General features: G+C 62.2%; 21 protein-coding genes and 1 tRNA gene. 13 read left to right on the forward strand and 9 right to left on the reverse strand.

Features of this window, described 5'->3' with window-relative positions; translation table 11 throughout:
• Nucleotide 1: 1 nt before the first annotated feature.
• From H7U37_RS04065 to H7U37_RS04075, 3 genes are read right to left on the reverse strand one after another with little or no spacing between them, the layout of a single operon-like run.
• Nucleotides 2–430: a 4Fe-4S dicluster domain-containing protein gene (locus tag H7U37_RS04065; RefSeq protein ID WP_204873834.1), complete on the reverse strand. Its 429-nt coding sequence runs from the start codon at nt 428–430 to the stop codon at nt 2–4.
• Between the two features lie 16 nt (nt 431–446).
• The gene (locus H7U37_RS04070) at nt 447–1,952 is read right to left on the reverse strand and encodes a glutamate synthase-related protein (protein WP_204873836.1); all 1,506 of its coding nucleotides are present in this window, start codon (nt 1,950–1,952) and stop codon (nt 447–449) included.
• Entirely contained in the window at nt 1,953–3,053 is a 1,101-nt protein-coding gene (locus H7U37_RS04075) for a class II glutamine amidotransferase (protein WP_204873838.1), read from the reverse strand. It abuts the gene before it with no gap.
• A 396-nt stretch (nt 3,054–3,449) separates the two neighbouring features.
• Here H7U37_RS04075 and H7U37_RS04080 point away from each other — a divergent pair, with 396 nt between their 5' ends.
• From H7U37_RS04080 to H7U37_RS04090, 3 genes are all read left to right on the forward strand, one after another.
• On the forward strand, nt 3,450–5,528 hold the full coding sequence (locus tag H7U37_RS04080) for a glutamine synthetase III family protein (RefSeq protein ID WP_204873840.1): 2,079 nt from the start codon (nt 3,450–3,452) through the stop codon (nt 5,526–5,528).
• A 191-nt stretch (nt 5,529–5,719) separates the two neighbouring features.
• The gene (gene gltX, locus H7U37_RS04085; RefSeq protein WP_204873842.1) at nt 5,720–7,210 is read left to right on the forward strand and encodes a glutamate--tRNA ligase; all 1,491 of its coding nucleotides are present in this window, start codon (nt 5,720–5,722) and stop codon (nt 7,208–7,210) included.
• Between the two features lie 33 nt (nt 7,211–7,243).
• Entirely contained in the window at nt 7,244–9,226 is a 1,983-nt protein-coding gene (locus H7U37_RS04090; RefSeq protein ID WP_204873843.1) for a YgiQ family radical SAM protein, read from the forward strand.
• A gap of 153 nt (nt 9,227–9,379) precedes the next feature.
• Here the strand turns inward: H7U37_RS04090 and H7U37_RS04095 are convergent, their stop codons facing one another.
• The gene (locus tag H7U37_RS04095) at nt 9,380–9,589 is read right to left on the reverse strand and encodes a DUF378 domain-containing protein (RefSeq protein ID WP_204873845.1); all 210 of its coding nucleotides are present in this window, start codon (nt 9,587–9,589) and stop codon (nt 9,380–9,382) included.
• 87 nt (nt 9,590–9,676) lie between these two features.
• Nucleotides 9,677–10,618 (reverse strand): alpha/beta hydrolase, encoded by a 942-nt coding sequence (locus H7U37_RS04100; RefSeq protein ID WP_204873847.1) that lies wholly within the window; start codon nt 10,616–10,618, stop codon nt 9,677–9,679.
• A 171-nt stretch (nt 10,619–10,789) separates the two neighbouring features.
• Here H7U37_RS04100 and pepT point away from each other — a divergent pair, with 171 nt between their 5' ends.
• The 4 genes from pepT to trxA all read left to right on the forward strand — a co-directional run bounded on the left by pepT (nt 10,790) and on the right by trxA (nt 13,656).
• Nucleotides 10,790–12,013, forward strand: coding sequence for a peptidase T (gene pepT / locus H7U37_RS04105; protein WP_204873849.1), 1,224 nt, complete (start codon nt 10,790–10,792; stop codon nt 12,011–12,013).
• A 144-nt stretch (nt 12,014–12,157) separates the two neighbouring features.
• Nucleotides 12,158–12,439, forward strand: a complete 282-nt coding sequence (locus H7U37_RS04110) for an ArsR/SmtB family transcription factor (RefSeq protein WP_243413571.1) — start codon at nt 12,158–12,160, stop codon at nt 12,437–12,439.
• On the forward strand, nt 12,439–13,299 hold the full coding sequence (locus H7U37_RS04115) for an NAD(P)/FAD-dependent oxidoreductase (RefSeq protein ID WP_204873851.1): 861 nt from the start codon (nt 12,439–12,441) through the stop codon (nt 13,297–13,299). Before H7U37_RS04110 ends, H7U37_RS04115 begins: the two co-directional genes overlap by 1 nt.
• A 39-nt stretch (nt 13,300–13,338) precedes the next feature.
• Nucleotides 13,339–13,656: a thioredoxin gene (gene trxA, locus H7U37_RS04120; RefSeq protein WP_204873853.1), complete on the forward strand. Its 318-nt coding sequence runs from the start codon at nt 13,339–13,341 to the stop codon at nt 13,654–13,656.
• 55 nt (nt 13,657–13,711) lie between these two features.
• Here the strand turns inward: trxA and H7U37_RS04125 are convergent, their stop codons facing one another.
• From H7U37_RS04125 to H7U37_RS04140, 4 genes are all read right to left on the reverse strand, one after another.
• A complete protein-coding gene (locus H7U37_RS04125; protein ID WP_204873855.1) occupies nt 13,712–14,329 on the reverse strand; it encodes a hypothetical protein in 618 nt (205 codons plus the stop codon).
• A 90-nt stretch (nt 14,330–14,419) separates the two neighbouring features.
• The gene (locus H7U37_RS04130; protein WP_204873857.1) at nt 14,420–14,896 is read right to left on the reverse strand and encodes a hypothetical protein; all 477 of its coding nucleotides are present in this window, start codon (nt 14,894–14,896) and stop codon (nt 14,420–14,422) included.
• Nucleotides 14,886–15,437: an RNA polymerase sigma factor gene (locus H7U37_RS04135; RefSeq protein WP_204873859.1), complete on the reverse strand. Its 552-nt coding sequence runs from the start codon at nt 15,435–15,437 to the stop codon at nt 14,886–14,888. The genes H7U37_RS04130 and H7U37_RS04135 overlap by 11 nt, the downstream gene beginning before the upstream one ends.
• A 125-nt stretch (nt 15,438–15,562) precedes the next feature.
• Nucleotides 15,563–16,741 carry a tRNA(Met) cytidine acetate ligase gene (locus tag H7U37_RS04140; protein WP_204873861.1) on the reverse strand — a complete coding sequence of 393 codons (1,179 nt, stop codon included), beginning with the start codon at nt 16,739–16,741 and terminating at the stop codon, nt 15,563–15,565.
• Between the two features lie 174 nt (nt 16,742–16,915).
• On the opposite strand from H7U37_RS04140, the gene H7U37_RS04145 reads away from it, so the two are divergent.
• The 6 genes from H7U37_RS04145 to H7U37_RS04170 all read left to right on the forward strand — a co-directional run bounded on the left by H7U37_RS04145 (nt 16,916) and on the right by H7U37_RS04170 (nt 23,321).
• Nucleotides 16,916–18,112, forward strand: a complete 1,197-nt coding sequence (locus tag H7U37_RS04145) for an acetate/propionate family kinase (RefSeq protein WP_204873863.1) — start codon at nt 16,916–16,918, stop codon at nt 18,110–18,112.
• Nucleotides 18,113–18,439: 327 nt separating this feature from the next.
• Complete coding sequence (gene gdhA, locus H7U37_RS04150; RefSeq protein WP_204873864.1) at nt 18,440–19,786, forward strand: NADP-specific glutamate dehydrogenase; 1,347 nt, start codon at nt 18,440–18,442, stop codon at nt 19,784–19,786.
• A 100-nt stretch (nt 19,787–19,886) separates the two neighbouring features.
• Nucleotides 19,887–20,516 (forward strand): formate/nitrite transporter family protein, encoded by a 630-nt coding sequence (locus H7U37_RS04155; RefSeq protein WP_204873865.1) that lies wholly within the window; start codon nt 19,887–19,889, stop codon nt 20,514–20,516.
• Nucleotides 20,517–20,588: 72 nt separating this feature from the next.
• Nucleotides 20,589–20,676: transfer RNA gene (locus tag H7U37_RS04160), tRNA-Leu, on the forward strand.
• Nucleotides 20,677–20,761: 85 nt separating this feature from the next.
• Nucleotides 20,762–22,468, forward strand: coding sequence for an ABC-ATPase domain-containing protein (locus H7U37_RS04165; RefSeq protein WP_204873866.1), 1,707 nt, complete (start codon nt 20,762–20,764; stop codon nt 22,466–22,468).
• 16 nt (nt 22,469–22,484) lie between these two features.
• Nucleotides 22,485–23,321: an alpha/beta fold hydrolase gene (locus H7U37_RS04170; RefSeq protein ID WP_204873867.1), complete on the forward strand. Its 837-nt coding sequence runs from the start codon at nt 22,485–22,487 to the stop codon at nt 23,319–23,321.
• Nucleotides 23,322–23,444: the final 123 nt, after the last annotated feature.

Raw genomic sequence — 23,444 nt, forward strand, 5'->3', positions numbered from 1 at the left:
TTCACCTCTCTTCGTAGACGATGGCCTTGTTGGGACAGCCCTGGACGCACAGGGGGACGCCGAACTCATTTTTTTGGCACAGCTCGCATTTCTGCACCGCGCCCGCCTCGCTGTGGCTCAGCGCGCCGTAGGGGCAGAGCAAAATACAGGTGCAGCAGCCCACGCATTTGTCGGTGTCGATGTGGACCGCGCCGTCCACGATGGTCAGCGCGCCGGAGATACAGCCCTTGACGCACAGGGGGTCCTCACAGTGGCGGCAGGAGACGGCAAAGGAAATGTTGTTGCGCTCCTCGATGCGGATGCGGGGGGCGATTTTGTGGTCTTTCAGGGCTTTGACCATGCTGGACTTGCCGGAGTTGGCAAAGGCGCAGTAATATTCGCAGAGGTGGCAGCCCAGACACCATTTTTCATTGACATAAACGCGCTTCATGGCGCTCCCTCCTCTCTTATTCTCCGGCGTACTTGACGCCCAGGATCTCCAGTTCCTTCTGGTTGAGGCCGATGCCGCGGAGCATCAGGCGGTTGCCCCGGAGGGCCTCGATGGAGTTGATGCCCATACCGCCCATCATCTCTTTCAGCTCATGATCCCAGGCGGTGACCAGGTTGACCAGCCGCTGGACGCCGATGTCGGGGTTGAGGCGGCGGACCAGATCGGGGCGCTGGGTGGCAATGCCCCAATTGCACTTGCCGGCCTGACAGGAGCGGCACAGGTGGCAGCCCAGGGCCAGCAGGGCGGCGGTGCCGATGTAGACGGCGTCGGCCCCCAGGGCAATGGCCTTGAGGAGATCGGCGGAGGAGCGGATGGAGCCGGCCGCCACCACCGAGACCTGATCCCGGATGCCCTCATCCCGGAGGCGCTGATCCACGGCGGCCAGGGCCAGCTCGATGGGGATGCCCACGTTGTCCCGGATACGGGTGGGGGCGGCGCCGGTGCCGCCCCGGTAGCCGTCGATGGCGATGATATCCGCGCCGGAGCGGGCGATGCCCGAGGCGATGGCGGCCACATTGTGGACGGCGGCGATTTTGACGATCACCGGCTTTTGGTAGTTGGTGGCCTCCTTGAGGGAAAAGACCAGCTGGCGCAGATCCTCAATGGAGTAAATATCGTGGTGGGGGGCGGGGGAGATGGCGTCGGTGCCCTCGGGGATCATGCGGGTGCGGGAGATGTCGGGCCCCACCTTGAGGCCGGGGAGATGGCCGCCGATGCCGGGCTTTGCGCCCTGTCCCATTTTGATCTCAATGGCGGCGGCGGTGTTGAGGTAGTCCTTGTGGACGCCGAACCGGCCGGAGGCCACCTGCACGATGGTATTGGGACCGTACTGGTAGAAATCCTGATGGAGTCCGCCCTCGCCGGTGTTGTAGTAGATGCCCAGGGCCTGGGCGGCCCGGGCCAGGGAGGCGTGGGCGTTGTAGGAGATGGAGCCGTAGCTCATGGCGGAGAACATGACGGGGATGCTCAGCTCCAGCTGGGGGGCCAGATTGGGCACCAGCCGGCCGGTTTCGTCCCGGACGATTTTTCCCGGCTTCTTGCCCAAAAAGGTGCGGGTCTCCATGGGCTCCCGCAGAGGGTCAATGGAGGGGTTGGTGACCTGGGAGGCGTTGATGAGGAGCTTGTCCCAATAGATGGGGTAGGGCTCGGGGTTGCCCATGGAGGAGAGGAGGACGCCGCCGGTGCCGGCCTGCCGGTAGACCTCGGTGATGGCCTTCCCGGTCCAGTTGGCGTTTTCCTTAAACGTATGGTCGGTTTTCACGATTTTCAGCGCCCGTGTGGGACAGAGGGAGACGCAGCGGTGGCAGTTGACGCATTTGGACTCGTCGGAGACCATATGGCCGAAGTCCACGTCGTATTTGTGGACCTCGTTGGCGCACTGGCGCTCACAGGCCCGACAGGAGATGCACCGGTCCATGTTGCGGATGACTTCATAGGGGGGATAGAGGAAATCGACGGCCATTTATCGTCCGCCTCCTTTCTGATGGTCCAGGGTGACCAGGACGGCCTCGCCGCCCTTGGGGGCCCACAGCTTGTCCAACTCCGGCTGGATGACGCGGATGGCGCACTCTTCCGAGGCGATGTATACCATATCGTCCTTTTCGCCCACCACCATGGAGCGGAGTTTTAAGCGGTCATTGAGGGCCATGAGTCCGCCGGTAAAGCCCACCAGGATGGAGAAGGGGCCGGTGACCAGCAAGCTGGAGAAGGCGTTGCGCAGGTAGGTCATGCGGGCCTTTTCTTCCGGGGGAAGCTGATCGATGGTGGACCAGAAGGGGGCGGCGATGACGTTGGCGGCCTCCCCCATGGTGAGGCCCAGCCGGCGGACCAGGTAGTCCAGGATATAGGCGATGGCCTCGGTATCGGTCTGGAGGGTGCAGGCGTAGCCGAACATCTCGATAAAGCGGCGGTTGGCGTCATAGCTGGAGATCTCGCCGTTGTGGACCACCGAGCAGTCCAGCAGGGCGAAGGGGTGCGCGCCGCCCCACCAGCCGGGGGTATTGGTGGGATAGCGTCCGTGGGCGGTCCAGCAGTAGCCCTGGTACTCCTCCAGGCGGTAGAACTGGCCCACATCCTCGGGGAAGCCCACGGCCTTGAAAACGCCCATATTTTTGCCGCTGGAAAAGACATAAGCGCCGGAGATGGTGGTGTTGACCCGCAGGACAAAGCGGACCACATATTCCGCCTCGTCCAGCTCGCTTTCCTCCAGGGGCACCTTGCGGGGCAGGACGAAGTAGCGCCAGATCAGGGGGGCGTCGTGGATGTTATCCTGCTTGCGGGTGGGGATCTTGGACATGGAGGCGATCTCAAAGCGGCGTTCCAGGAGGGCCTCGCACTGGGCCTTGGCCTGTTCGTCGTCGTAAAAGAGGTGGAAGGCGTAGCAGTCGGCAAACTCGGGATAGATACCGTAGCCGGCGAAGCCGCCGCCCAGTCCGTTGGAGCGGTCATGCATGGCGGCAATGGAGCGGATGATCCGGTCGCCTCGGATGGGCTGTCCGGAACGGGAAAAGATCCCCGAAATGGCGCAGCCGGAGGGGATACGCACCTGACCTTCTCTCAGCATGTCATCACGGCCTTTCTTGATAAAATAGAAAAAAGGCGTTCACGAAAGAAGGGATGCGGTACTTGTGTCCGCGTCCCTCTTTCATGAACGCCTTTGTTCATATTGGCATTATTATACCGCGATTTATGAAAAATGCAAGAGAAAGATTTTGGACTGCACCAACAGCCTCAAAAAGCGGCGGAATATCCAAAAGCGGCCGGAATTGACCGGGTCAAAAAAGCGAAGTTGACCAAAACATGAAATGTGGGCAAAATAGGCTTGCAAAAAGGGGCAAAAGGGTGTATACTACGCCCCATCAGGCAGCAAGGGCGCTGTGGAGCGGAGGCTCCATGGCGCCTTTTCGTATACGAATTTCCGGGCGCTTGCCTGCGACGATGGAAAGAGGAGGAACTTGCGATGAAAAATGTCCCTGAACTGTTTGGCAGCATGGTGTTCAACGACAAGGTCATGCGCACTCACCTGCCCAAGAGCGTCTATGAGGCCCTGCAAAAGACCATGACGGAGGGCACCGCTCTGGCACCCCATGTGGCCAGCGTGGTGGCCAACGCCATGAAGGACTGGGCCATCGAAAAGGGCGCCACCCATTTCACCCACTGGTTCCAGCCCATGACCGGCGTGAACGCGGAAAAGCACGACAGCTTTCTCACCCCGGTGGACGGAGGCGGCGTCATCATGGAGTTTTCCGGCAAGGAGCTGGTGAAGGGAGAGCCGGACGCCTCCAGCTTCCCCTCCGGCGGCCTGCGGGCCACCTTTGAGGCCAGAGGCTATACCGCCTGGGACCCCACCAGCTACGCCTTTATCAAGGATGATACCCTCTATATCCCCACCGCCTTTTGCAGCTATACCGGCGAGGTGCTGGACAAAAAGACCCCGCTGCTCCGCTCCATGGACGCCATCAGCCACCAGGCCTGCCGGGTGCTCAAGCTCTTCGGCAAGGAGACCAAGCGTGTGGTGACCACTGTGGGCGCCGAGCAGGAGTATTTCCTCATTGACGCGAAGGATTATGCCAAGCGCCCCGACCTGATCCTCACCGGCCGTACCCTCTTCGGCGCCCACGCGCCCAAGGGGCAGGAGATGGAGGACCATTATTTCGGCTCCATCCGTCCCAGGGTGAAGGCGTTTATGGCCGAGCTGGACGAGGAGCTGTGGAAGCTGGGCATCTATGCCAAGACCGAGCACAACGAAGTGGCCCCCTGCCAGCATGAGAGCGCGCCGGTCTTTTGCAAAGCCAACATCGCCGTGGACCACAACCAGCTCACCATGGAGATCATGAAGAACGTGGCCCAGCGTCACGGCCTGGTGTGCCTCCTCCACGAAAAGCCCTTTGAGGGCATCAACGGCAGCGGCAAGCACAACAACTGGTCCATCGGCACCGACAGCGGCGAGAACCTGCTGGACCCGGGCAAGACGCCCGCGGAAAACGCCCAGTTCCTGCTGTTTTTGACGGCGGTCATCAAGGCGGTGGACGACTACCAGGACCTGCTGCGCATCAGCGTGGCCACCGCCGGCAACGACCACCGTTTGGGGGCCAACGAGGCGCCCCCCGCTATCGTCAGCATGTATGTGGGCGACGAGCTGGAGGCGGTGCTGAAATCCATCGTCACCGGCGAGACCTGCGCCGCCGCCGATCGCTCCCGCATGAACATCGGCGTCACCGCCCTGCCCACCATTCCCAAGGACACCTCCGACCGCAACCGGACTTCTCCCTTTGCCTTTACGGGCAACAAGTTTGAGTTCCGTATGCCCGGTTCCAGCCTGAACATGGCCTGCACCAACATCATGCTCAACACCGCCGTGGCCGAGGAGCTGCGCCAGTTTGCCGACGAGCTGGAGGCCGCCGCCGATTTTGACGCCGCTCTGGCCGAACTGGTCCGCCGGGAGATCACCGCCCACCAGCGCATCATCTTCAACGGCAACGGCTACGGCGAGGAGTGGCCGGTGGAGGCCGAGAAGCGGGGCCTGCTCAACCTGAAGTCCACCCCCGAGGCGCTGCCCTACTACACCAGCGAAAAGAACGTGGCGCTCTTTACCCGGCATAACGTCTACACCCCCAGCGAGATGGCCAGCCGCCAGGAGATCTGCCTGGAGGAGTACAGCAAGTCGCTGAACATCGAGGGCCTGACCATGGTGGATATGCTGCGCAAGCAGATCATCCCGGCCTGCATGTCCTATTCCGGCAAGGTGGCCGAGGGCGTGGCGGTGAAAAAGAGTATCGGCATCGACGCCCCCGCCGAGGCGACCCTGTGCGCCGAGGTTACCGCCGGCACCGCCAAGCTGATGGACTGCGCCCAGGCGCTGGAGACCGCCCTGTCCGGGGTGCCCGCCGGCGGCAGCGTGGAGGTAGCCACCTACTACTGTCAGGCGGTGCTGCCCCGCATGGAGGAGGCCCGCGCCGCTTCCGACGCCATGGAGGTCAAGGTGGGGAAGGCCGACTGGCCCATGCCCACGTACAGCGATATCCTCTATTATCTGTGAGTTTTTCCGATCCTCTCTTTCAACTCATGTCCCGGGGTGCCGTCGGCATCCCGGGACGCCCTTTTGTTGGGGAAAAGGCAGTGATTGCCCTTGTCAAGGAGGGGGAAAGCAAGTATAATAAAGCGTGATGAAACGAAAATCTGCCCGGACGCCGGCTGGCGCGCCGGGCGTACTTTTGGGAGGAACGCGTTATGGCTCTGGATTACAGCTGGTTTGAGGAAATGGAGGCCCGCATCCCCAAGGGCGAGGTGCGCACCCGGTTCGCGCCGTCCCCCACGGGCTATATGCACGTGGGCAACCTGCGCACCGCCCTCTATACCTGGCTCATCGCCCGCCACGCCGGCGGCAAGTTTATTTTGCGCATTGAGGACACCGATCAGGGCCGCCTGGTGGAGGGCGCCACCGATGTGATCTATGCCACCCTCCGCAAGTGCGGGCTCACCTGGGACGAGGGCCCCGATGTGGGCGGTCCCGTGGGTCCCTACATTCAGACCGAGCGCCGGGATTTTTATGGCAAGTACGCCCAGCTCCTGGTGGAGAAGGGCCACGCCTACTATTGCTTCTGCGCCAAGACCGAGTCGGAAGAGGACAGCGGGGACTTCAACCGGGGCCCCGATCCCTGCCGGGACCTGAACGCCGCAGAGGTGCAGGCACGCCTCGACCGGGGCGACCCCTATGTCATCCGCCAGAAAATTCCCGCCGAGGGGAGCACCACCTTCCATGACGCGGTCTTTGGGGACATCACCGTGGAGAACAGCACCCTGGACGACCAGGTCCTGCTGAAATCCGACGGCCTGCCCACCTACAACTTTGCCAACGTCATCGACGACCACATGATGGGCATTACCCATGTGGTCCGCGGCAGTGAGTATCTGAGCAGCGCCCCCAAGTATAACCTCCTCTATGAAGCCTTTGGCTGGGAGGTGCCCACCTATATCCACTGCTCGCCCGTCATGCGGGACGCCCACAACAAGATGTCCAAGCGCAAGGGCGACCCCTCTTACGAGGATCTCATCTCCATGGGCTACCTCTCCGAGGCGGTGGTGAACTATGTGACCCTGCTGGGCTGGTCCCCCAAGGGGGAGGACAGCGAGCGGGAGTTCTTCACCCTCTCGGAGCTGGCCGACGTGTTCGACGTGGCGGGCATCTCCAAGTCTCCCGCCATTTTCGACATTGAGAAGCTCAAGTACTTCAATGCCAAATACCTCCGCGCCCTCTCTCCCGAGGCCTTCTACGCCGGCGCCGAGCCCTATTTGAAGGAAGCGGTGAAAACCCCGGGCATTGACCATACCCTCATCGCCCCTCTGGTCCAGCCCCGGTGTGATACCTGGCTGGACATCGCACCACAGGTGGACTTTTTCGACGTTTTGCCGGAGTACTCCAACGAGCTTTACTGCCACAAGAAGATGAAAACCAATGTGGAAAATTCTCTGGAGGCGCTCCGGCTGGTGCTGCCCGCCCTGGAGGCGCTGCAGGACTGGACCTATGACGCCATCCACGACTGCCTCATCGGTCTGGCCCAGGGCCACGAGCTGAAAAACGGCCGCATCATGTGGCCGGTGCGCACGGCGGTGTCCGGCAAGGCGGTAACCCCCGGCGGCGCGGTGGAGCTGTGCCACATTCTGGGCAAGGAGGAGACCCTCCGCCGTATCCGGCAGGGCATGGCCCAGCTGGAGGGTTAAATTGCCCGTATCCTATCAGAAAGAGGTTGCCCTATGAACGCATTTTTACCCGTAAGCAAGGAGGACATGCTGGACCGGGACTGGTACTGGTATGACTTTCTCGTCATCACCGGCGACGCCTATGTGGATCACCCCACCTTTGGCCCGGCCATCATCTCCCGCCTACTGGAGAAGGAGGGCTACCGTGTGGCGGTGCTGGCCCAGCCCGACTGGCGGGACCCGTCCTCTTTTACGGCCCTGGGCCGTCCCCGCCTGGGGGTGATGCTCTCGGCGGGCAACCTGGACTCCATGGTGGCCCACTATACCGTGGCCAAGCGCCGCCGCCAGGATGACGCCTATTCCCCGGGCAATCGCCCCGGGCTCCGTCCCGACCGGGCCACCATCGTCTACGCCAACCGGGTGCGGGAGGTGTTTGGCGATATCCCTCTCATCATCGGCGGGCTGGAGGCCTCCCTGCGCCGCTACGCCCACTATGACTACTGGGAGGACAAGGTGCGCCGCTCGGTGCTGGTGGACAGCCAGGCGGATCTGCTGGTCTACGGCATGGGGGAGCGGGCCACCAAGGAGATCGCCGCCAAGCTGGCCGCCAAGGTGCCGGTGGGGGAGATCACCGACGTGAAGGGTACCTGCTTTTTGGCCGACCGGCCCGACGCCTGCCGCTATCCGTCGGTGGAGGTCCCCTCTTATGAGGAGGTTTCCAGCGACAAAAAAGCCTATGCCCTGGCCAACAAGGTGGAGTATGAGGAACACGACCCTATCCGGGGCCGGGCCATCGTGCAGCGCCATGAGCGGCGGTGGGTCATCGCCAACCCGCCGGCCATGCCCCTCGACACGGCCGAGCTGGACGAGGTGGCGGAGCTGCCCTATGTGCGGGAACCCCACCCCATGTACGACGAGATGGGAGGCGTGCCCGCCATTGAAGAGGTGCGCTTCTCGGTGGCCCACAACCGGGGCTGCTTCGGCGCGTGCAATTTCTGCTCCCTAGCCTTCCATCAGGGCCGGATGCTCACCTCCCGCAGCCATGAGAGCGTCATCCGGGAGGTAAAGCTGCTGACGCAGCACCCCGGCTTCAAGGGATATATCCACGACGTGGGCGGCCCCACCGCCAATTTCCGCCATCTCTCCTGCGCCCAGCAGAAGGAGCACGGCCTTTGTAAAAACCGGGCTTGCCTTGCCCCCAAGTCCTGCCCCAATCTGGACGCCGACCATACCGATTACCTGAAACTCCTCCGGGAGCTGCGTGCCATTCCGGGTATCAAGAAGATCTTCATCCGTTCCGGCATCCGCTTTGACTACATGATGCAGGACAAGAGCGGCGAATTTTTTGCCGAACTGGTGAAATACCATATTTCCGGACAGCTGAAGGTGGCCCCGGAGCACTGTGTGAATTCGGTGCTGGACTACATGGGCAAGCCCCATATCGAAGTGTACGAAAAATTCCGCGATAAGTACCAGCGGCTCAACCAGAAGTACGGCAAGGAGCAGTATCTGGTGCCGTACCTCATGAGCAGCCACCCGGGCTGTACCCTGGAGGATGCGGTTCAGTTGGCCGAGTGGCTCAACAAGGGCGGACGGCAGCCCGAGCAGGTGCAGGATTTCTACCCCACTCCCGGCACCCTGTCCACCTGTATGTACTATACCGGCATCGATCCCCGCACCATGAAGGAAGTGTATGTGCCCACCGACCCCCACGAGAAGGCCATGCAGCGGGCGCTGATGCAGTGGAAGCGCCCGGAAAAGCGGCCGTTGGTGCTGGAGGCCCTCCGCCGCACCGGGCGGGAGGATCTGATCGGCTACGGCAAGGAGTGCCTGCTCCGGCCGGGCCCCGGCCAGCGCCCGCCGGAGGGGAAGGACTATCATAAGCCCCAGGAGAAGAACAAAGGCAAATCGGGCAAGCCCAAGCTCAAGCAGGCGGGCCTGCGGGTGGAGCATAACGCCTCCAATCCCAAGCGGAAGGCGGGCTGGGCCAAGCCGAAGCCCAAGAAAAACGCAAAACCCAAGAGAGATAAGAGATAGGGAAGGCGCTCTGTGGTGGGAGACGATGGTGCATTTTCCCGGCTCGTAGGGGCGACTCTTGTGGTCGCCCGCGTCGATGCAAATACGACCCTTGCTTGACAAAGGAAGGCTCCGGACCGATGGCCCGGAGCCTTTTTGCGATTTGGGATGGACTCAGGTTTTCTCTCCGGCGGTGGTATCCCGGAAGAGCAGGGAAATGCACCAGACGGCGGCGATGCCCACCAGGGTATAGATGATCCGGCTCAGGGCGCTGGTGGAGCCGCCGAAGAGAAAGGCCACCAGATCGAAGCCGAAGATACCGATGCTGCCCCAGTTGAGCCCGCCGATGATGGCAAGGATCAGGGCGATCTTGTCCAAAAACATTGCGTCAGGACCTCCTCAGATTGGAATTCCGCCTTTAGCATATGCGGGCAGGCGGAAAGTATACAAAAAGAAGAGGAGGAAAATTTTTCATCGGTGATGCAGATGACGTTCCAGCCAGGAAAGGACGTCCCGGTAGACCTGCTCCCGGTTGATTTCGTTGAGCATCTCGTGGCGTCCGTCGGGGTAGAGGGTGAGGGTCACGTCGGAGACGCCGGCCTTGCGGAAGGCGTCGGCCACTTTTTTTACCCCGGCGCCGCAGCTTCCCACCGGGTCCTGCTCTCCCGAGAAGAGGAGAACGGGCGTGTGGGGGTCCATATTGGCGATGTTTTTGGGGTTGCCGATGAACTGGAGGCCCCCCATCATATCGCGGAACATCCCCACGGTGGGCACGAAGCGGCACAGCGGGTCCGCCACATAGGCGTCCACCACGGCGGTGTCCCGGCTGATCCAGTCGGCGTTGGTGCGGTTGGGCTTGAACTGCCGGTTGTAGGCCCCCAGAGAGAGGGAGGTGATAAACGCGCTGCGGGCGTTGGGGCCCTTCAGGGCGCAGAGAAGGGCGGCGGCCCACTTGCCGAAGGCGATGAGGGGGGCGCTCTCCTGGCCGGTGCCCGAGAGGATGGCCAGGTCCACGGTGCCCGGCCAGCGGATGAGATAGGTGCGCACCACAAAGGAGCCCATGGAATGGCCCATCAGGCAGTAGGGCAGACCGGGATACTGGGCGTCCATCCGGGAGCGCAGGGCCAGCACGTCCCAGGCCAGGTGGTCCCATCCCTCCGTATCCCCCAAAAAGCCGTATTCCTCCGGCCCCTTGGCGGTTTTGCCGTGGCCCAGATGGTCGTGGCCGCAGACCACAAAGCCGGCCTCAGCCAAAAACCGGGCAAAGGCGTCATACCGGCCGATATATTCGGAGATTCCATGGACCAGCTGCACCACGCCTCTGGGCGAGCGCTCCGCCGGTGTCCAAAGAGCGGCGTGGACCTGGTGGCAGCCGTCGCTGGAGGGATAGGAAAATTCACGGAAGTTGACCATGGAAAAATCATGCTCCTTATGGTAAAATAATCTATATCATCAATGTTATCCGGGCCGGTGATGGACCGCCCGGCGTGGTTTGGTACCCACGGTAGTATAGTGTATCTGTCAGGCTCCCGTCAAGAGGGGCGTGAAAAGACCTGGAGACCAGATCCGGAAAGGAAGTATCCCATGAATGCAGTGGAACGATTTTTGAAGTATGTGACCTATGATACCCAGTCGGATGAACACAGCACCACCTTCCCCAGCAGCGCCAAGCAGAAGATACTGGGCGAGGCGCTGGCCGCCGAGCTGTCCCAGATGGGCTTGCAGGGGGCGCATATGGATCAGTATGGATATGTATACGGCTGGCTGCCCGCCACGCCCGGCTGTGAAGGGGTACCCTGCATGGGCCTCATCGCCCATATGGACACCTCCCCCAGCGCGCCCGGCGCCAACGTCAAGCCCCGTCTGGTCCGCTATGAGGGGGGCGACATCGTGCTCAATGCCGAGCGGGGGATCGTCATGAAGGCGGCGGATTTTGAGAGCCTGGCCAAATATCGGGGACAGGACCTGATCGTCACCGACGGCACCACCCTGCTGGGAGCGGATGACAAGGCCGGCGTGGCCGAGATTTTTACCGCCGTAGAGTATCTGGCTTCCCACCCGGAGATCCCCCACGGCCGCATCGCCGTGGGCATCACCCCCGATGAGGAGGTGGGCCAGGGCGCAGACCACTTCGATGTGGAGGGCTTCGGCGCGGCGGTGGCCTACACCGTGGACGGCGGCGAGCTGGGCGAGATCGAATACGAGAACTTCAACGCCGCCGCCGCCGCGGTCACCATCCACGGGGTCAACATCCATCCCGGCTCGGCCAAAAACAAGATGAAAAACGCCCTTCTCATTGCCCACGACTATGTGGGCCTGATGCCTCCGGCAGAGACCCCCGCCCATACCGAGGGGTATGAGGGGTTCTACCACCTCAGCGAGCTGGCGGGCGACGAGACCAAGACGGTGCTGCAATATATCATCCGCGACCACGACCGGGCCAAGTTTGAAGCCCGCAAGACCTTCCTCCTCCGCGCCGCCGACTATCTCAACCAGCGGTACGGCGCGGGCACCGTGGAGGTGGCGCTGAAGGACCAGTATTACAACATGCGGGAGCAGATCGAGCCCCATATGTATCTGATCCTGAAGGCCAGGGCCGCCATGGAGGCGGTGGGCATCACGCCCATGGAGGTGCCCATCCGGGGCGGTACCGACGGCGCGCGGCTCTCTTATATGGGTCTGCCCTGTCCCAACCTGTGTACCGGCGGCGTCAACTTCCACAGCGTCCACGAGTACATCCCCACCGCGGCCCTGGAGCAGATGACCCAGGTGCTCATCCGCCTGGTCACGGCGGAGCCCAAACGGTAATCCCACGTTCAGACCCGGCGTCCCGCTTTGGGACGTCGGGTCTGCTGTTTTATTTTTTCAAAATGGGGCTTGACAAAATAGAATATTAGAATATAATAATATTAGAAAATGAAGATGAACGAAAGGAGAACACCCGTGGAGGAAATGCTATATGAGCAGCGGGCGGAGCTGCTGAAGGCCCTGGCCCATCCGCTGCGGCTCCAGATCGTCCGTGGGCTGCTGCGCTGCGGCTGCCGCAACGTGGGGTGCATGGAGGCGGGGACGGGACGTTCTCAGTCCTGTATCTCCCAGCACCTGGCGAAGCTGAAGGCCGCCGGCATTGTAAAGGCGGAACGGGCGGGCAACGAGGTCTATTATGAAATCGCGGACCGCCGGGTGGCGGTACTCATGGACGCGCTCTTTGGGGACGGAGAGGAGGAGAGCTGATGGCGTACGACATCATTGTGGTAGGCAACGGCCCGGCTGGGCTGTCGGCGGCGGTCCAGGCCAAAGCCAGAGGGAAAAAGGTGCTGGTGGTAGGCGGCGCGCCGTCGGACATCCAGCTTGCCAAGGCGGGGCTGGTGCGCAACTATCTGGGTATGCCCGATCTTTCGGGCGCGGAGATGATGGAGCGCTTTCGCAGCCACGCCCGGGAGATGGGCGCGGAGCTGCGGACCGGCCGGGTGCTGGGCGTGATGCCGCTGGGAGAATTCTTCTTGGTGAGCATCGGCAGTGAAGTGGAGGAGGCCGGGGCGGTGGTATTGGCCACCGGCGTCTCCTACGGAGCCAAGCTCCCCGGCGAGGAGCAGTTCCTGGGACGAGGGGTGAGCTACTGCGCCACCTGCGACGGGATGCTCTACCGGAACAAGGACATCGTGGTGGTGGGCAGGTCGGCCCAGGCGCCGGAGGAGGCCAATTATCTCCAGAAAATTGGCTGCCGGGTGACCTATGTGTCCAACGGCCCCCGCCCGGCGGAATTGAGCGGGGAGATTCCATACCGGACGGCCGCCAGGCTGGAAGTGGTGGGAGGGCAGACGGTGACGGCCCTGAAGGCTGACGGGGAAGAGATTCCCTGCGCGGGACTCTTTCTCCTGCGGGCGGCGGCGTCGCCGGTGGATCTGGTTCCCGGACTGGCCGCCGACGGGCCCTATGTACAGGTGGACCGCAATATGGCCACCTCCATACCCGGTCTCTTTGCCGCCGGCGACTGTGTGGGCCAGCCCCTCCAGATTTCCAAGGCGGTGGGAGAGGGCATGATAGCCGGCCACCGGGCCTCGGAATATGTAGATCAACACAAAAAAGGATAAAATCAAACCAACAGGACAAACAGAAAGGAAGTTATCATTATGGCAGTGCAGCATTTCAATCAGGCGAGCTTCAACAACGCGATTTCCGGCAATCATCTGGTGCTGGTGGACTTCTGGGCCACCTGGTGCGGTCCCTGCCGGATGCTGGCCCCGGTCATCGAGCAGCTGGGCGCCCAGTATGAGGGCAAGGTGGTCGTGGGCAAGGTGGATACCGATGAGCAGCCCGCTCTGGCCATGCAGTTCGGCATCATGAGCATCCCCACCGTCATTCTCTTCAAGGACGGGAAGGAAGTGGAGCGCAAGGTGGGCGTCATGCCCGCCCAGGTGTACAGCCAGATGCTGGATGCCGCCCTGTAAGCAGCAAAACGGAACAGGACCTGCCGCCTTTGGGGACGGCAGGTCCTGTTTTTGCTCAGGGCTGGAAATCCTTGTCAGGGAACAGGGGGTAGTCGGTACCGCCGATGGTGATGGAGGAGATACGGCTCAAATCAAGGGCCTGCTGGGGGACAAAACGGTAAATTTGCGTTCCGGCGTAGATGGCGTCGTTGTCGTTGCTGGCCTCGATCCATGTACCGGCATACGCCCGGGGCAGCTGGTCCAGCGCCGTCTGGGTCCCGTCCGTGTCGTGGAGCGCCGCGCCGAAGAGGGTCTGGTTCACCGCCAGATACCAGCTGTTGTAAAAAAGCATCTCCGCAAACCATTCCATATCGTCATCCGTGGGCCCGTTCCATTCTGGGGTCAGCCGGTCCACATGGGAGAGGGCCGTCCATTGGTCCAGGGAGGGGGTTTCCAGCTGGACTTCGATATATCCGGCATAGAGGGAGACCCGGGTGATCCGGCCCTTTGATGCGTAGTCGGGAAGCTTCGCAAGGTCAGCGGACTCCAACTCAGATTCCAACTGCTTTTTGGTGTTTGTTACGGCAATATCCGTGGAGAGGGAGACGCACTGACTGTCTGTGACGGGGACGGTCACGGGCGCATAGCGCCGTTCCACCTCGAAATGGTGGTAGAGCGTCAAGGTCAGGTCCACCGCTTCCAACCCTTCCAGATCGGATCCGGACAGGGATACCTTGACCAGGGCGGTCTGGGTTTCGGGGTCGTAGCCGGTCTGCTGGACCAGCTAGGTGCATCCCCGTGGGTCAATGCTGCAATCCCACTCATACTGGTAAGAGCCGTTTTTCGCCAGGACGGCCGCCATATCCGCCGGAATGGGGGATACCTCCAGATAGGCGCAGAGCTGGTCGCCGGAGCAGAGGGTGGAGGCAAGACGCACGGGGGAGGACTGGGCCGTCTGCGTGGTGTCATATTCGGTCCACTCTGGGATGGGGGCGGTGGGGGAGATGCCCATGTCGGCTCTGGCCGCGTCCCGCAGGGTAACGCCAATGGCCACGGCGGCCACGCAGAAGAGAGAAAGGATCGCCGCCGCGATGAGCAGACCCCGCGCGAAACGGCCCGACGGTTTGCCCGGCGCGTTTTTTACGGTGCGCTTTGCCCTGACCAGGGCCTGGATGCGGGACGCGGAAAGGGGTGTGACGCCGTCCAGCGGGACGGATGCGTCACGATAGGCGTCCAGCAGATCCGAAATATCACGTTTCATTCAACGACCCCTCCTTTGAAAGCAGTTCTTTCAATTTGATTCGGCCTCTTCTCAATTTGGTTTTTACGGTGGACTCCTTGAGTCCCATACAGGCGGAGATCTCCCTGACGGTCTGGGCGTAGTAGTAGTGCCGCAAAAAGACCTCCCGGTCCTCCGGGGGCAGGGCGTCCACCGCCTGACGGACGAGGGCCTGCTCCTCGGCTCGCTCCACATCGTCCGCGGGGTCGCCGGTTCCGGGCAGTTCCAGGACGCTTTCCTCCAGAGGAATGGTCTTTCCCAGCTCCCGCAGCTTGTTTTTGGCCTTGTTGCGGGCCACCGCCCCCAACCAGCCCTTTACATGGCCGGCTTTTAGATCGGAAGCCTGATTCCAGGCGGCCAAAAAGACGTCGGCCACCACCTCCTCTCCGTCCTGGGGAGTCATGGCGCTGCGCAGGATATTCCACACGATGACGGAGATATAGGGGAGATAGCAGGCCATGAGCGCTTCCAGCCCGGAAGGATCGCCGGCCTTCATCCGCTGCAATATGATGGTTTCTCTCATAAACGGCTCCTAATTTTTTTTTGAAAGCTGCTTTCAACTCTAATATCACAGGAGAGCGGCGGATGGTTTCAAAAAAGCGCCCTGTTTTACCCGACAGACCGCCGGGCAAACAGGGCGTCCAAAATTCAGCGGGGAGACTTCAGCACCACCGGTCCCGTGGTCCACTCCCGCCCGCAGGGAAGGACCTCTGGAAAGCACAGGCCGTAGAGGTCGGTGGAGCGGCTTTCCAACATAAAAAGCTGCCGGGCCGCATCCGGAAGGGACCGGGCGTGGGCGGGCTTGGTGAGGACGGGGAGGGCGGCGGAGGTACGCATCCGGGCCAATAAGCCCTGTCCTCTGGAGGAGCAGCCCAAAACCCGCAGATAGAGCGGATGGGGGGGCCGGTCCGCGGCGGTCAGGCCCAGAAAGGCCCAGATCAAAAGCCGCCGCAGCCGGGCCAGGGTGTAGCGTTTGGTTTTTGCCCGCGCCAGGAATTCCGATGGAGCCACGGCTTCGGCGGCGGCTTTTACCAGGCGGTCGGGCAGACCTTCGGCGTCGCCGCTGTCGGGGAGGGCGGCCCAATCCGCCCGGGTCAGGGTGCGGACTTTGGTCAAAATCGCCCGTTCGATGGAGGAAAGGTCCGCAAAGGGGCCGTGCCAGGGCTGGGTCAGATAGGGGGCGGCTTCCGCGGGCTGACCGGCGCGCAGCAGCGCCCGGAGGTGGGACGCCGAGGCGAAGCCGCCGGAGGCCCCGCCGTCGTGGTCCACGCCCGCCCGGGGGATGAGGACGGCGTCCATGCCGGGCGGCAGGGCGCGGAGGTATTCAATACCCAGGTTGGCGTTGGGACGGGAGAGGCAGGCGGCGGTCTCCGGACCGGCCAGGCGCTCCACCGCCTGCTGCCGGGCTACGGGAAAGGGAAGACCGCGGGTCACCCTCTCCCGGAGGAGTTTGGTATAACCTGCCCCGTCCAGGCAGGAAGCGGCGCGGCGCAGGACGGAGAGGTCGGCGCACTCGCTGCCGAAGGAGAGGGTATCCACCACGCCGGTGGCGCGGAGCAGTTCCACCGCCCCCCGGGCGAAGGATTCCGCCGACGCGCAGGCCCACACGGTGGGCAGTTCCAGCACCAGGTCCACGCCGCCCGCCAGGGCCGCCGCGGCCCGGGTCCACTTGTCGGCCAGGGCGCAGTCTCCCCGCTGGACCCAGTGCCCGCTCATGACGCACACCACGGGGCAGGTTTCGCCGAGAAGCTCTTTTGTGCGTTTCACATGGTGGGCGTGACCGCTGTGAAAGGGGTTGTATTCCGCCACGATTCCGGCTGCTGTCATGAAGTTGACCACCTTTTTACAGAAAAAATCAAGAAATTTCCCTAAAATACGGGTTGTTCTTTGACGTAAAATGGGATACAATAAGAAACAACGCCTGTTTTTCCCATTATACGATACGGCGGCCCGGCCGGCAAGCCGGGAATATCCAAAATCATAAAAGGAGCGTAATGTATCATGAAGGTTCTCGTCATCAACGCTGGCAGTTCTTCCCTGAAGTATCAGCTCATGGACCCCGATACCGAGGAGGTCTTTGCCAAGGGCCTGTGTGAGCGCATCGGCATCGACGGCCGCCTCACCCATAAGGTGCCCGCCACCGACGGCAAGTATGAGTTCGACATCCCCATGCCCACCCACGCCGAGGCCATCCAGGCGGTGCTGGACGCGCTGACCAGCGCCGAGCACGGCGTCATCAAGAGCATGGACGAGATCGACGCGGTGGGCCACCGTGTGGTCCACGGCGGCGAGAAGTTTGCCGGCTCCGTCAAGATCGACCAGGCGGTCATGGACGCTCTGGAGGAGTGCATCCCCCTGGCGCCTCTCCACAACCCCGCCAACATCACCGGCATCCGGGCCTGCCAGAAGGTCATGCCCAACGTGCCCATGGTGGGCGTGTTTGACACCGCCTTCCATCAGACCATGCCCGCCAAGAGCTACATTTACGCCCTGCCCTATGAGTACTATGAAAACGACAAGGTCCGCCGCTACGGCTTCCACGGCACCTCCCACAAGTATGTGGCCGGCCGTGCCGCCGCCATGCTGGGCCGTCCCATCGAGGAGCTGAAGATCATCACCTGCCACCTGGGCAACGGCTCCTCCGTCTCCGCCGTGGACGGCGGCAAGAGCATGGATACCTCCATGGGCTTCACCCCCCTGGCCGGCGTGCCCATGGGCACCCGCTCCGGCGATTTGGACGCCGGCATCCTGGAGTATCTGATGAACAAGTACGGCTATGACATCAAGGAGATGCTCAACATCCTGAACAAGAAGTCCGGCGTGCAGGGCATTTCCGGCGTCTCCTCCGACTTCCGTGATCTGGAGACCGCGGCCAAGGAGGGCAACGAGCGCGCCGCCCTGGCGCTGGAGGCCTTCCAGTACAGCGTGAAGAAGCTGGTGGGCGCGTACGCCGCCGCCATGGGCGGTGTGGACGCCATCGTCTTTACCGCCGGTGTGGGCGAGAACGACGGCCCCACCCGTATGGCCATCGCTTCCGGCCTGGAGTTCATGGGCGTGAAGATGGACGCCGAGGCCAACAACGTCCGGGGCAAGGAGGCGGTCATTTCCGCCGCCGACTCCAAGGTGAAGGTGCTCCTCATCCCCACCAACGAGGAGCTGATGATCGCCCGGGATACCGCCGAGATCGTGGGCAAGTAAGGAAAAAACAGGGATTTGGTCCCTGCCGCCGGAAGGCGGCAGGGACCGTTCTTTTTGGATGGGATAGATAAAAAACCGACGTATGCGAGATATCATTTTATCGCTATCGACAAAAATACGAAGGCATATTTGCATTATATTGGCGAAAAACAGCGGAAAAATGCAAGAAAAAAATCAGAAGCGGTCCAGAAAAAATTTATACTTGCGCATTTTACTGTGATAAAGTATAATAGACGGCAGATTGAATACCCGGCTTTGGGTAGGAGAGAATCTTGGAGGCGCAGACTGGAAGACAGACCGCGTCCTCTCAGCAAAGGAGTTTTTATTATGGCTTTCAAAAATGCGTATCTTCAGGGACTCTACGAGCGCGTGGCCCAGAAGGACCCCGACCAGGCCGAGTTCCTGCAGGCGGTCCGGGAAGTGCTGGAATCTCTGGAGCCTGTGGCTGAGCAGCGCCCCGACCTGGTGGAGGCCGGTGTGTTTGAGCGCATCGTGGAGCCCGAGCGGGTGCTCATGTTCCGGGTGCCCTGGGTGGACGATAACGGCAAGGTGCAGGTCAACCGCGGCTTCCGTGTACAGTTCAACTCCGCCATCGGCCCCTACAAGGGCGGTCTGCGCTTCCATCCCAGCGTGAATCTCTCCATCATCAAGTTCCTGGGCTTTGAGCAGATCTTTAAGAACAGCCTCACCGGCCTGCCCATGGGCGGCGGCAAGGGCGGCTCCGACTTTGACCCCAAGGGCAAGTCTGACGCCGAGGTCATGCGGTTCTGCCAGTCCTTCATGACCGAGCTGCAGCGCCACATCGGCGCCGACACCGACGTGCCCGCCGGCGACATCGGCGTGGGCGGTCGTGAGATCGGCTTCATGTTCGGTCAGTATAAGCGCCTGCGCAACGAGTTTACCGGCGTGCTCACCGGCAAGAAGGTGGGCGCCGGCGGCTCCCTGGCCCGTACCGAGGCCACCGGCTACGGCCTTTGCTACTTTGCCGACGAGATGCTCCGGGCCAACGGCAAGTCCTTTGAGGGCCAGAAGGTGGTCATCTCCGGCAGCGGCAATGTGGCCATCTACGCCAATCAGAAGGCCACCCAGTTGGGGGCCACTGTCATCGCCATGAGCGATTCCAACGGCTATATCGTGGACGAGAACGGCATTGACTACAAGATCATGCAGGAGATCAAGGAAGTCAAGCGGGCCCGCATCAAGACCTATCTGGACTATGTGCCCACCGCCAAGTACGTGGAGGGCTGCCGCGGCATCTGGACGGTGCCCTGTGACATCGCGCTGCCCTGCGCCACCCAGAACGAGCTGGATCTGGAGGGCGCCAAGGCCCTGAAGGCCAATGGCTGCTACGCCGTGGCCGAGGGCGCCAACATGCCGTCTACCCTGGAGGCCGTAAACTTCTTCCTGGAGAACGGTATGCTGTTTGGTCCCGCCAAGGCCGCCAACGCGGGCGGCGTGGCCACCTCCGGTCTGGAGATGTGCCAGAACTCCGCCCGTCTCTTCTGGACCTTTGAAGAGGTGGACGAGAAGCTGCACAACATCATGAAGGACATCTATGCCAACGCCGCCGCCGCCGCCAAGGCGTACGGCATGGAGGGCAACCTGGTGGCCGGCGCCAACATTGCCGGCTTCCTGAAGGTAGCCGAGGCCATGGCCTGGCAGGGCGTCTGCTGATTGCGTCAATTGATTTTCAGGTCCGCTGGGAGGGTTCCTCCCGGCGGACCTCTCCTTGTATATATAGAAGGATCGTATTTGAGAGAGGGGAAGGGATTGGATGTCCAAGGTACGGGACTTTGTTTACGCGGTATTGGCAGGGGTGAGCATCTCCATCGGAGGGGCGGTCTATCTGTCCGTGGACAATAAGGCAGTGGGTGCGCTGCTCTTTTCGGTGGGGCTTTTTACGGTCTGCGCCTTTGGCCTGAACCTGTTTACCGGCAAGGTGTGCTACTGGCCGGGCAAGGGCGCGGCTTACGGCGGCTGGCTGGCGTTGGTGTGGCTGGGCAACCTGGCGGGGGCGGAGGTCACCGGCCTGCTGCTCCGGGCGACCCGGACGGGGGCCGCGCTGGCGGAGAAGGCGGCCGGGCTGTGTGAGACCAAATTGGGGGACAGTCTGCCGTCCATTTTTCTTCTGGCGGTTTTCTGCAATATGCTGATTTACATTGCGGTGGAAAACTACCGCAGTAATCCCCATGAGTTGGGGAAGTATCTGGGCATCGTCTTTGGAGTGGTGGTGTTTATCCTATGTGGGTTTGAGCACTGCGTGGCCAATATGTTTTACTTTGCCGTAGCCAACGTGTGGAGCGGCAAGACGGCGCTCTATCTGCTGGTGATGACGGCGGGCAACACGGCGGGCGGATTGGTCTTTCCGCTGTGCGCCAGACTTGGGATAAAAAATAAAAATTAAGGGTTGACAATTGGGGAAACCCATGGTAATATATATTTCGTTCCGAGCCAAGCGAAAGCGGTCGGACGAAATGCGCGAGTGGTGGAATTGGCAGACTCGCTAGATTCAGGTTCTAGTGTGCATTACGCACGTGCGGGTTCAAGTCCCGCCTCGCGCACCAGTCAAGGTAATCCGAACTTGTTTCCCAAAAGGAGACGAGTTCGGATTCTTTGTTTTATTCCAAAAACGCGGACAGGGAGGAGCATATGCAGACATCGGCACAGTTGAAAGAGCTGCTGGCCCGGATCGACCGAAAAGGGTATCCGGCCTATAAGGACACCAAGGGGAGCTATCGCTTCCCGGAGTATGTGCTGTCCATTGACCACGTCCAGGGGGACCCCTTTGCGGCGCCTTCCAAGGTGAGCGTCCGGGTAGAGGGAAAGAGGGCGGGCTTTCCGGCGGCGCTGTACCAAAGCCCCTGCCGGCGGACGGCCCTTGCCGACGCGCTGCTCCGGGGCTTTGGGCGGCAGACGGAGCGGTATTCCTTTCAGGCCAAGGGCTCGGGCCGCAGCGGTCTAATTTCGGTCAGCCGCTGCGGGCAGGAGGTGCTGGAACGGACCGCCTGCCGGATCGACCCGGAGAGCGGCGGGGTGCTGCTCCGGCTGGAGGTGGGCTTTCCCGCCAACGGGCGGACCATCAACGCGAGGGAGTTGGAGAAGATCCTCTTTGAACTGCTGCCCCGCTGTGTGTCGGCCTCTCTGCTCTACCGGAACCTGGACGCAAAGTTCTTACAGGCCGTGGCCGCGCTGGCGGAGGACCAGGCGTATATCCGCCAAAAACTGCCGGAGCTGGGGCTGTGCGCCTTTGTGGCGGACGGCAGCATTTTGCCCCGGTTGTCCGGCGTGTCCGCGCTGCCTATGAAGGACGCGGTGCCCTTCCGGTCGCCCGCCTCTCTGGCGGTGACGCTGGAGCTGCCGCATCGGGGCAAGATCACCGGTATGGGCGTTCCCAAGGGCGTGACCCTCGTTGTGGGCGGGGGATATCACGGCAAGTCCACGCTGCTCAAGGCGCTGGAGCTGGGGGTGTACGACCACATCGCCGGGGACGGACGGGAGTACGTGGTCACCGACGGCACGGCGGTTAAGATTCGCGCCGAGGATGGGCGGAGTATCCGCAAGACGGACATCTCCCTTTTCATCAACGGCCTGCCCAACGGGAAGGACACCCGCCGTTTTGACACCGAGGACGCCAGCGGCAGTACCTCCCAGGCGGCCAATGTGGTGGAGGCCATAGAGGCGGGGGCGTCCCTGCTCCTGATGGACGAGGACACCAGCGCCACCAATTTCATGGTGCGGGACGCCCTGATGCAGCAGGTCATCCACCGGGATAGGGAGCCCATCACGCCCTTCTTGGAGCGCATCCGCGGACTGTATGAGGACCAGGGGGTTTCCACCATCCTGGTGGCGGGCAGCTCTGGGGCCTATTTCCACGTTGCCGATACCATTGTACAAATGGACCGGTATGAGCCGCGGGACATTACGGCCCAGGCCAAAGAGGCGGCCAGCGCTTTCCCGCTGGAAGTGCCGCCCCGGACAGCGGCCGGCGCGCCGCGCTTTGACCGGCGGCCCCAGGCGTCCCGGGAGTTTCAGGGCGGCGAGCGGGTCAAGCTCAAGGCTTTGGGCCGGGATGGGGTGTCGGTCAACCGGGAGACGGTGGACCTGCGGTATGTGGAGCAGCTGGCCGACGGAGAGCAGTGCGCGGCGCTGGGATATGCGTTGGTTTATGCCCAGCGGCATTGGATGGACGGACGGCGGACGCTCCGGCAGATCGTAGAGGAGCTGGAGGGGCTGATGGCGGAGCAGGGGCTGGAGGGCCTGTGGGAGGGGAGTTCCAATGGGATGCCGCTGGCCCGGCCGAGAAGGCAGGAGCTGTTTGCCATGTTCAACCGGTACAGAGGGCTGAAGCTGTCGTAAGGAGAGATGGAGAGATATGGAGCGGAAATGTTATCCAACGCCCAAGGGGACCATCTGTTACTGGGTGAATGAGGAAGCGGGGGAGGGGCCCACCCTGGTTTTTCTGCCCGGCCTGACCGCGGACCGCCGGCTGTTTGCCCCGCAGCTGGCCTATTTTGCCAAGAAATACCGCTGTTTGGTGTGGGACGCCCCGGGACATGGGGCTTCCCGTCCCTTTGCGCTGGATTTCACCCTGATGGACGCGGCAAACTGGCTGTACGCCATTTTGGAGCGGGAGCAGGCGGCGCCCTTTTATCTGGTGGGGCAGTCCATGGGGGGCTACGTGGCCCAGTGCCTGATGGAAGCCCACCCCGGTACGGCGGGCGGCTTTATGGCCATCGACTCGGCCCCTCTCCAACGGCGCTATGTCACAGCGCTGGAGCTCTGGCTGCTGCGCCATTGTGAACCGGTATACCGGCTTTATCCGTGGGCGCGCCTGTGCCGGGACGGGGCGCGGGGCTGCGCCGTCACGGAAGAGGGACGGCGCAACATGGCGGAGATGATGGCGGAATATACCAAGGAGGAGTATTGCAGGCTGGCGGGGCATGGATTCCGGATGCTGGCCCAGGCCATGGCGGCGGATCGGCCCTATCGGATCGATTGTCCGGCTCTACTGCTGTGCGGCATGGAGGACCGGGCGGGATCTGCCCGGCGGTATAACCAGGCGTGGGCGAGGGAAACGGGGTTGACGCTGGTGTGGATCGAGGGCGCGGGACACAACGCCACGGTGGACCGTCCGGAGACGGTGAACCGGGCGCTGGAGGCCTTTGTGGCCTCGGCGGAGGCCGAACGGATGCGGCGCGGCGTTCGTTGAGCAGCGGACAAATGTACATATATGCCGGGAATAAGGCAAAAAGCTTGACGGAAACGGGGATACATGGTAAGATGTTCCCGCAAGAAAGGCGCCGGAAGAGGAGAAGGTTCGGATGGTTTTGAC

This window comes from Pseudoflavonifractor phocaeensis (assembly GCF_016901735.1).
In the GTDB taxonomy this organism is placed as follows: Bacteria; Bacillota; Clostridia; order Oscillospirales; family Oscillospiraceae; genus Pseudoflavonifractor_A.

What these genes read in the sequence shown, in the direction of transcription:
- H7U37_RS04065 (WP_204873834.1), bottom strand. Translation starts at nt 430, where the DNA reads ATGAAGCGCGTTTATGTCAATGAAAAATGGTGTCTGGGCTGCCACCTC.
- H7U37_RS04070 (WP_204873836.1), bottom strand. Translation starts at nt 1,952, where the DNA reads ATGGCCGTCGATTTCCTCTATCCCCCCTATGAAGTCATCCGCAACATG.
- H7U37_RS04075 (WP_204873838.1), bottom strand. Translation starts at nt 3,053, where the DNA reads ATGCTGAGAGAAGGTCAGGTGCGTATCCCCTCCGGCTGCGCCATTTCG.
- H7U37_RS04080 (WP_204873840.1), top strand. Translation starts at nt 3,450, where the DNA reads ATGAAAAATGTCCCTGAACTGTTTGGCAGCATGGTGTTCAACGACAAG.
- gltX (WP_204873842.1), top strand. Translation starts at nt 5,720, where the DNA reads ATGGCTCTGGATTACAGCTGGTTTGAGGAAATGGAGGCCCGCATCCCC.
- H7U37_RS04090 (WP_204873843.1), top strand. Translation starts at nt 7,244, where the DNA reads ATGAACGCATTTTTACCCGTAAGCAAGGAGGACATGCTGGACCGGGAC.
- H7U37_RS04095 (WP_204873845.1), bottom strand. Translation starts at nt 9,589, where the DNA reads ATGTTTTTGGACAAGATCGCCCTGATCCTTGCCATCATCGGCGGGCTC.
- H7U37_RS04100 (WP_204873847.1), bottom strand. Translation starts at nt 10,618, where the DNA reads ATGGTCAACTTCCGTGAATTTTCCTATCCCTCCAGCGACGGCTGCCAC.
- pepT (WP_204873849.1), top strand. Translation starts at nt 10,790, where the DNA reads ATGAATGCAGTGGAACGATTTTTGAAGTATGTGACCTATGATACCCAG.
- H7U37_RS04110 (WP_243413571.1), top strand. Translation starts at nt 12,158, where the DNA reads ATGCTATATGAGCAGCGGGCGGAGCTGCTGAAGGCCCTGGCCCATCCG.
- H7U37_RS04115 (WP_204873851.1), top strand. Translation starts at nt 12,439, where the DNA reads ATGGCGTACGACATCATTGTGGTAGGCAACGGCCCGGCTGGGCTGTCG.
- trxA (WP_204873853.1), top strand. Translation starts at nt 13,339, where the DNA reads ATGGCAGTGCAGCATTTCAATCAGGCGAGCTTCAACAACGCGATTTCC.
- H7U37_RS04130 (WP_204873857.1), bottom strand. Translation starts at nt 14,896, where the DNA reads ATGAAACGTGATATTTCGGATCTGCTGGACGCCTATCGTGACGCATCC.
- H7U37_RS04135 (WP_204873859.1), bottom strand. Translation starts at nt 15,437, where the DNA reads ATGAGAGAAACCATCATATTGCAGCGGATGAAGGCCGGCGATCCTTCC.
- H7U37_RS04140 (WP_204873861.1), bottom strand. Translation starts at nt 16,741, where the DNA reads ATGACAGCAGCCGGAATCGTGGCGGAATACAACCCCTTTCACAGCGGT.
- H7U37_RS04145 (WP_204873863.1), top strand. Translation starts at nt 16,916, where the DNA reads ATGAAGGTTCTCGTCATCAACGCTGGCAGTTCTTCCCTGAAGTATCAG.
- gdhA (WP_204873864.1), top strand. Translation starts at nt 18,440, where the DNA reads ATGGCTTTCAAAAATGCGTATCTTCAGGGACTCTACGAGCGCGTGGCC.
- H7U37_RS04155 (WP_204873865.1), top strand. Translation starts at nt 19,887, where the DNA reads ATGTCCAAGGTACGGGACTTTGTTTACGCGGTATTGGCAGGGGTGAGC.
- H7U37_RS04165 (WP_204873866.1), top strand. Translation starts at nt 20,762, where the DNA reads ATGCAGACATCGGCACAGTTGAAAGAGCTGCTGGCCCGGATCGACCGA.
- H7U37_RS04170 (WP_204873867.1), top strand. Translation starts at nt 22,485, where the DNA reads ATGGAGCGGAAATGTTATCCAACGCCCAAGGGGACCATCTGTTACTGG.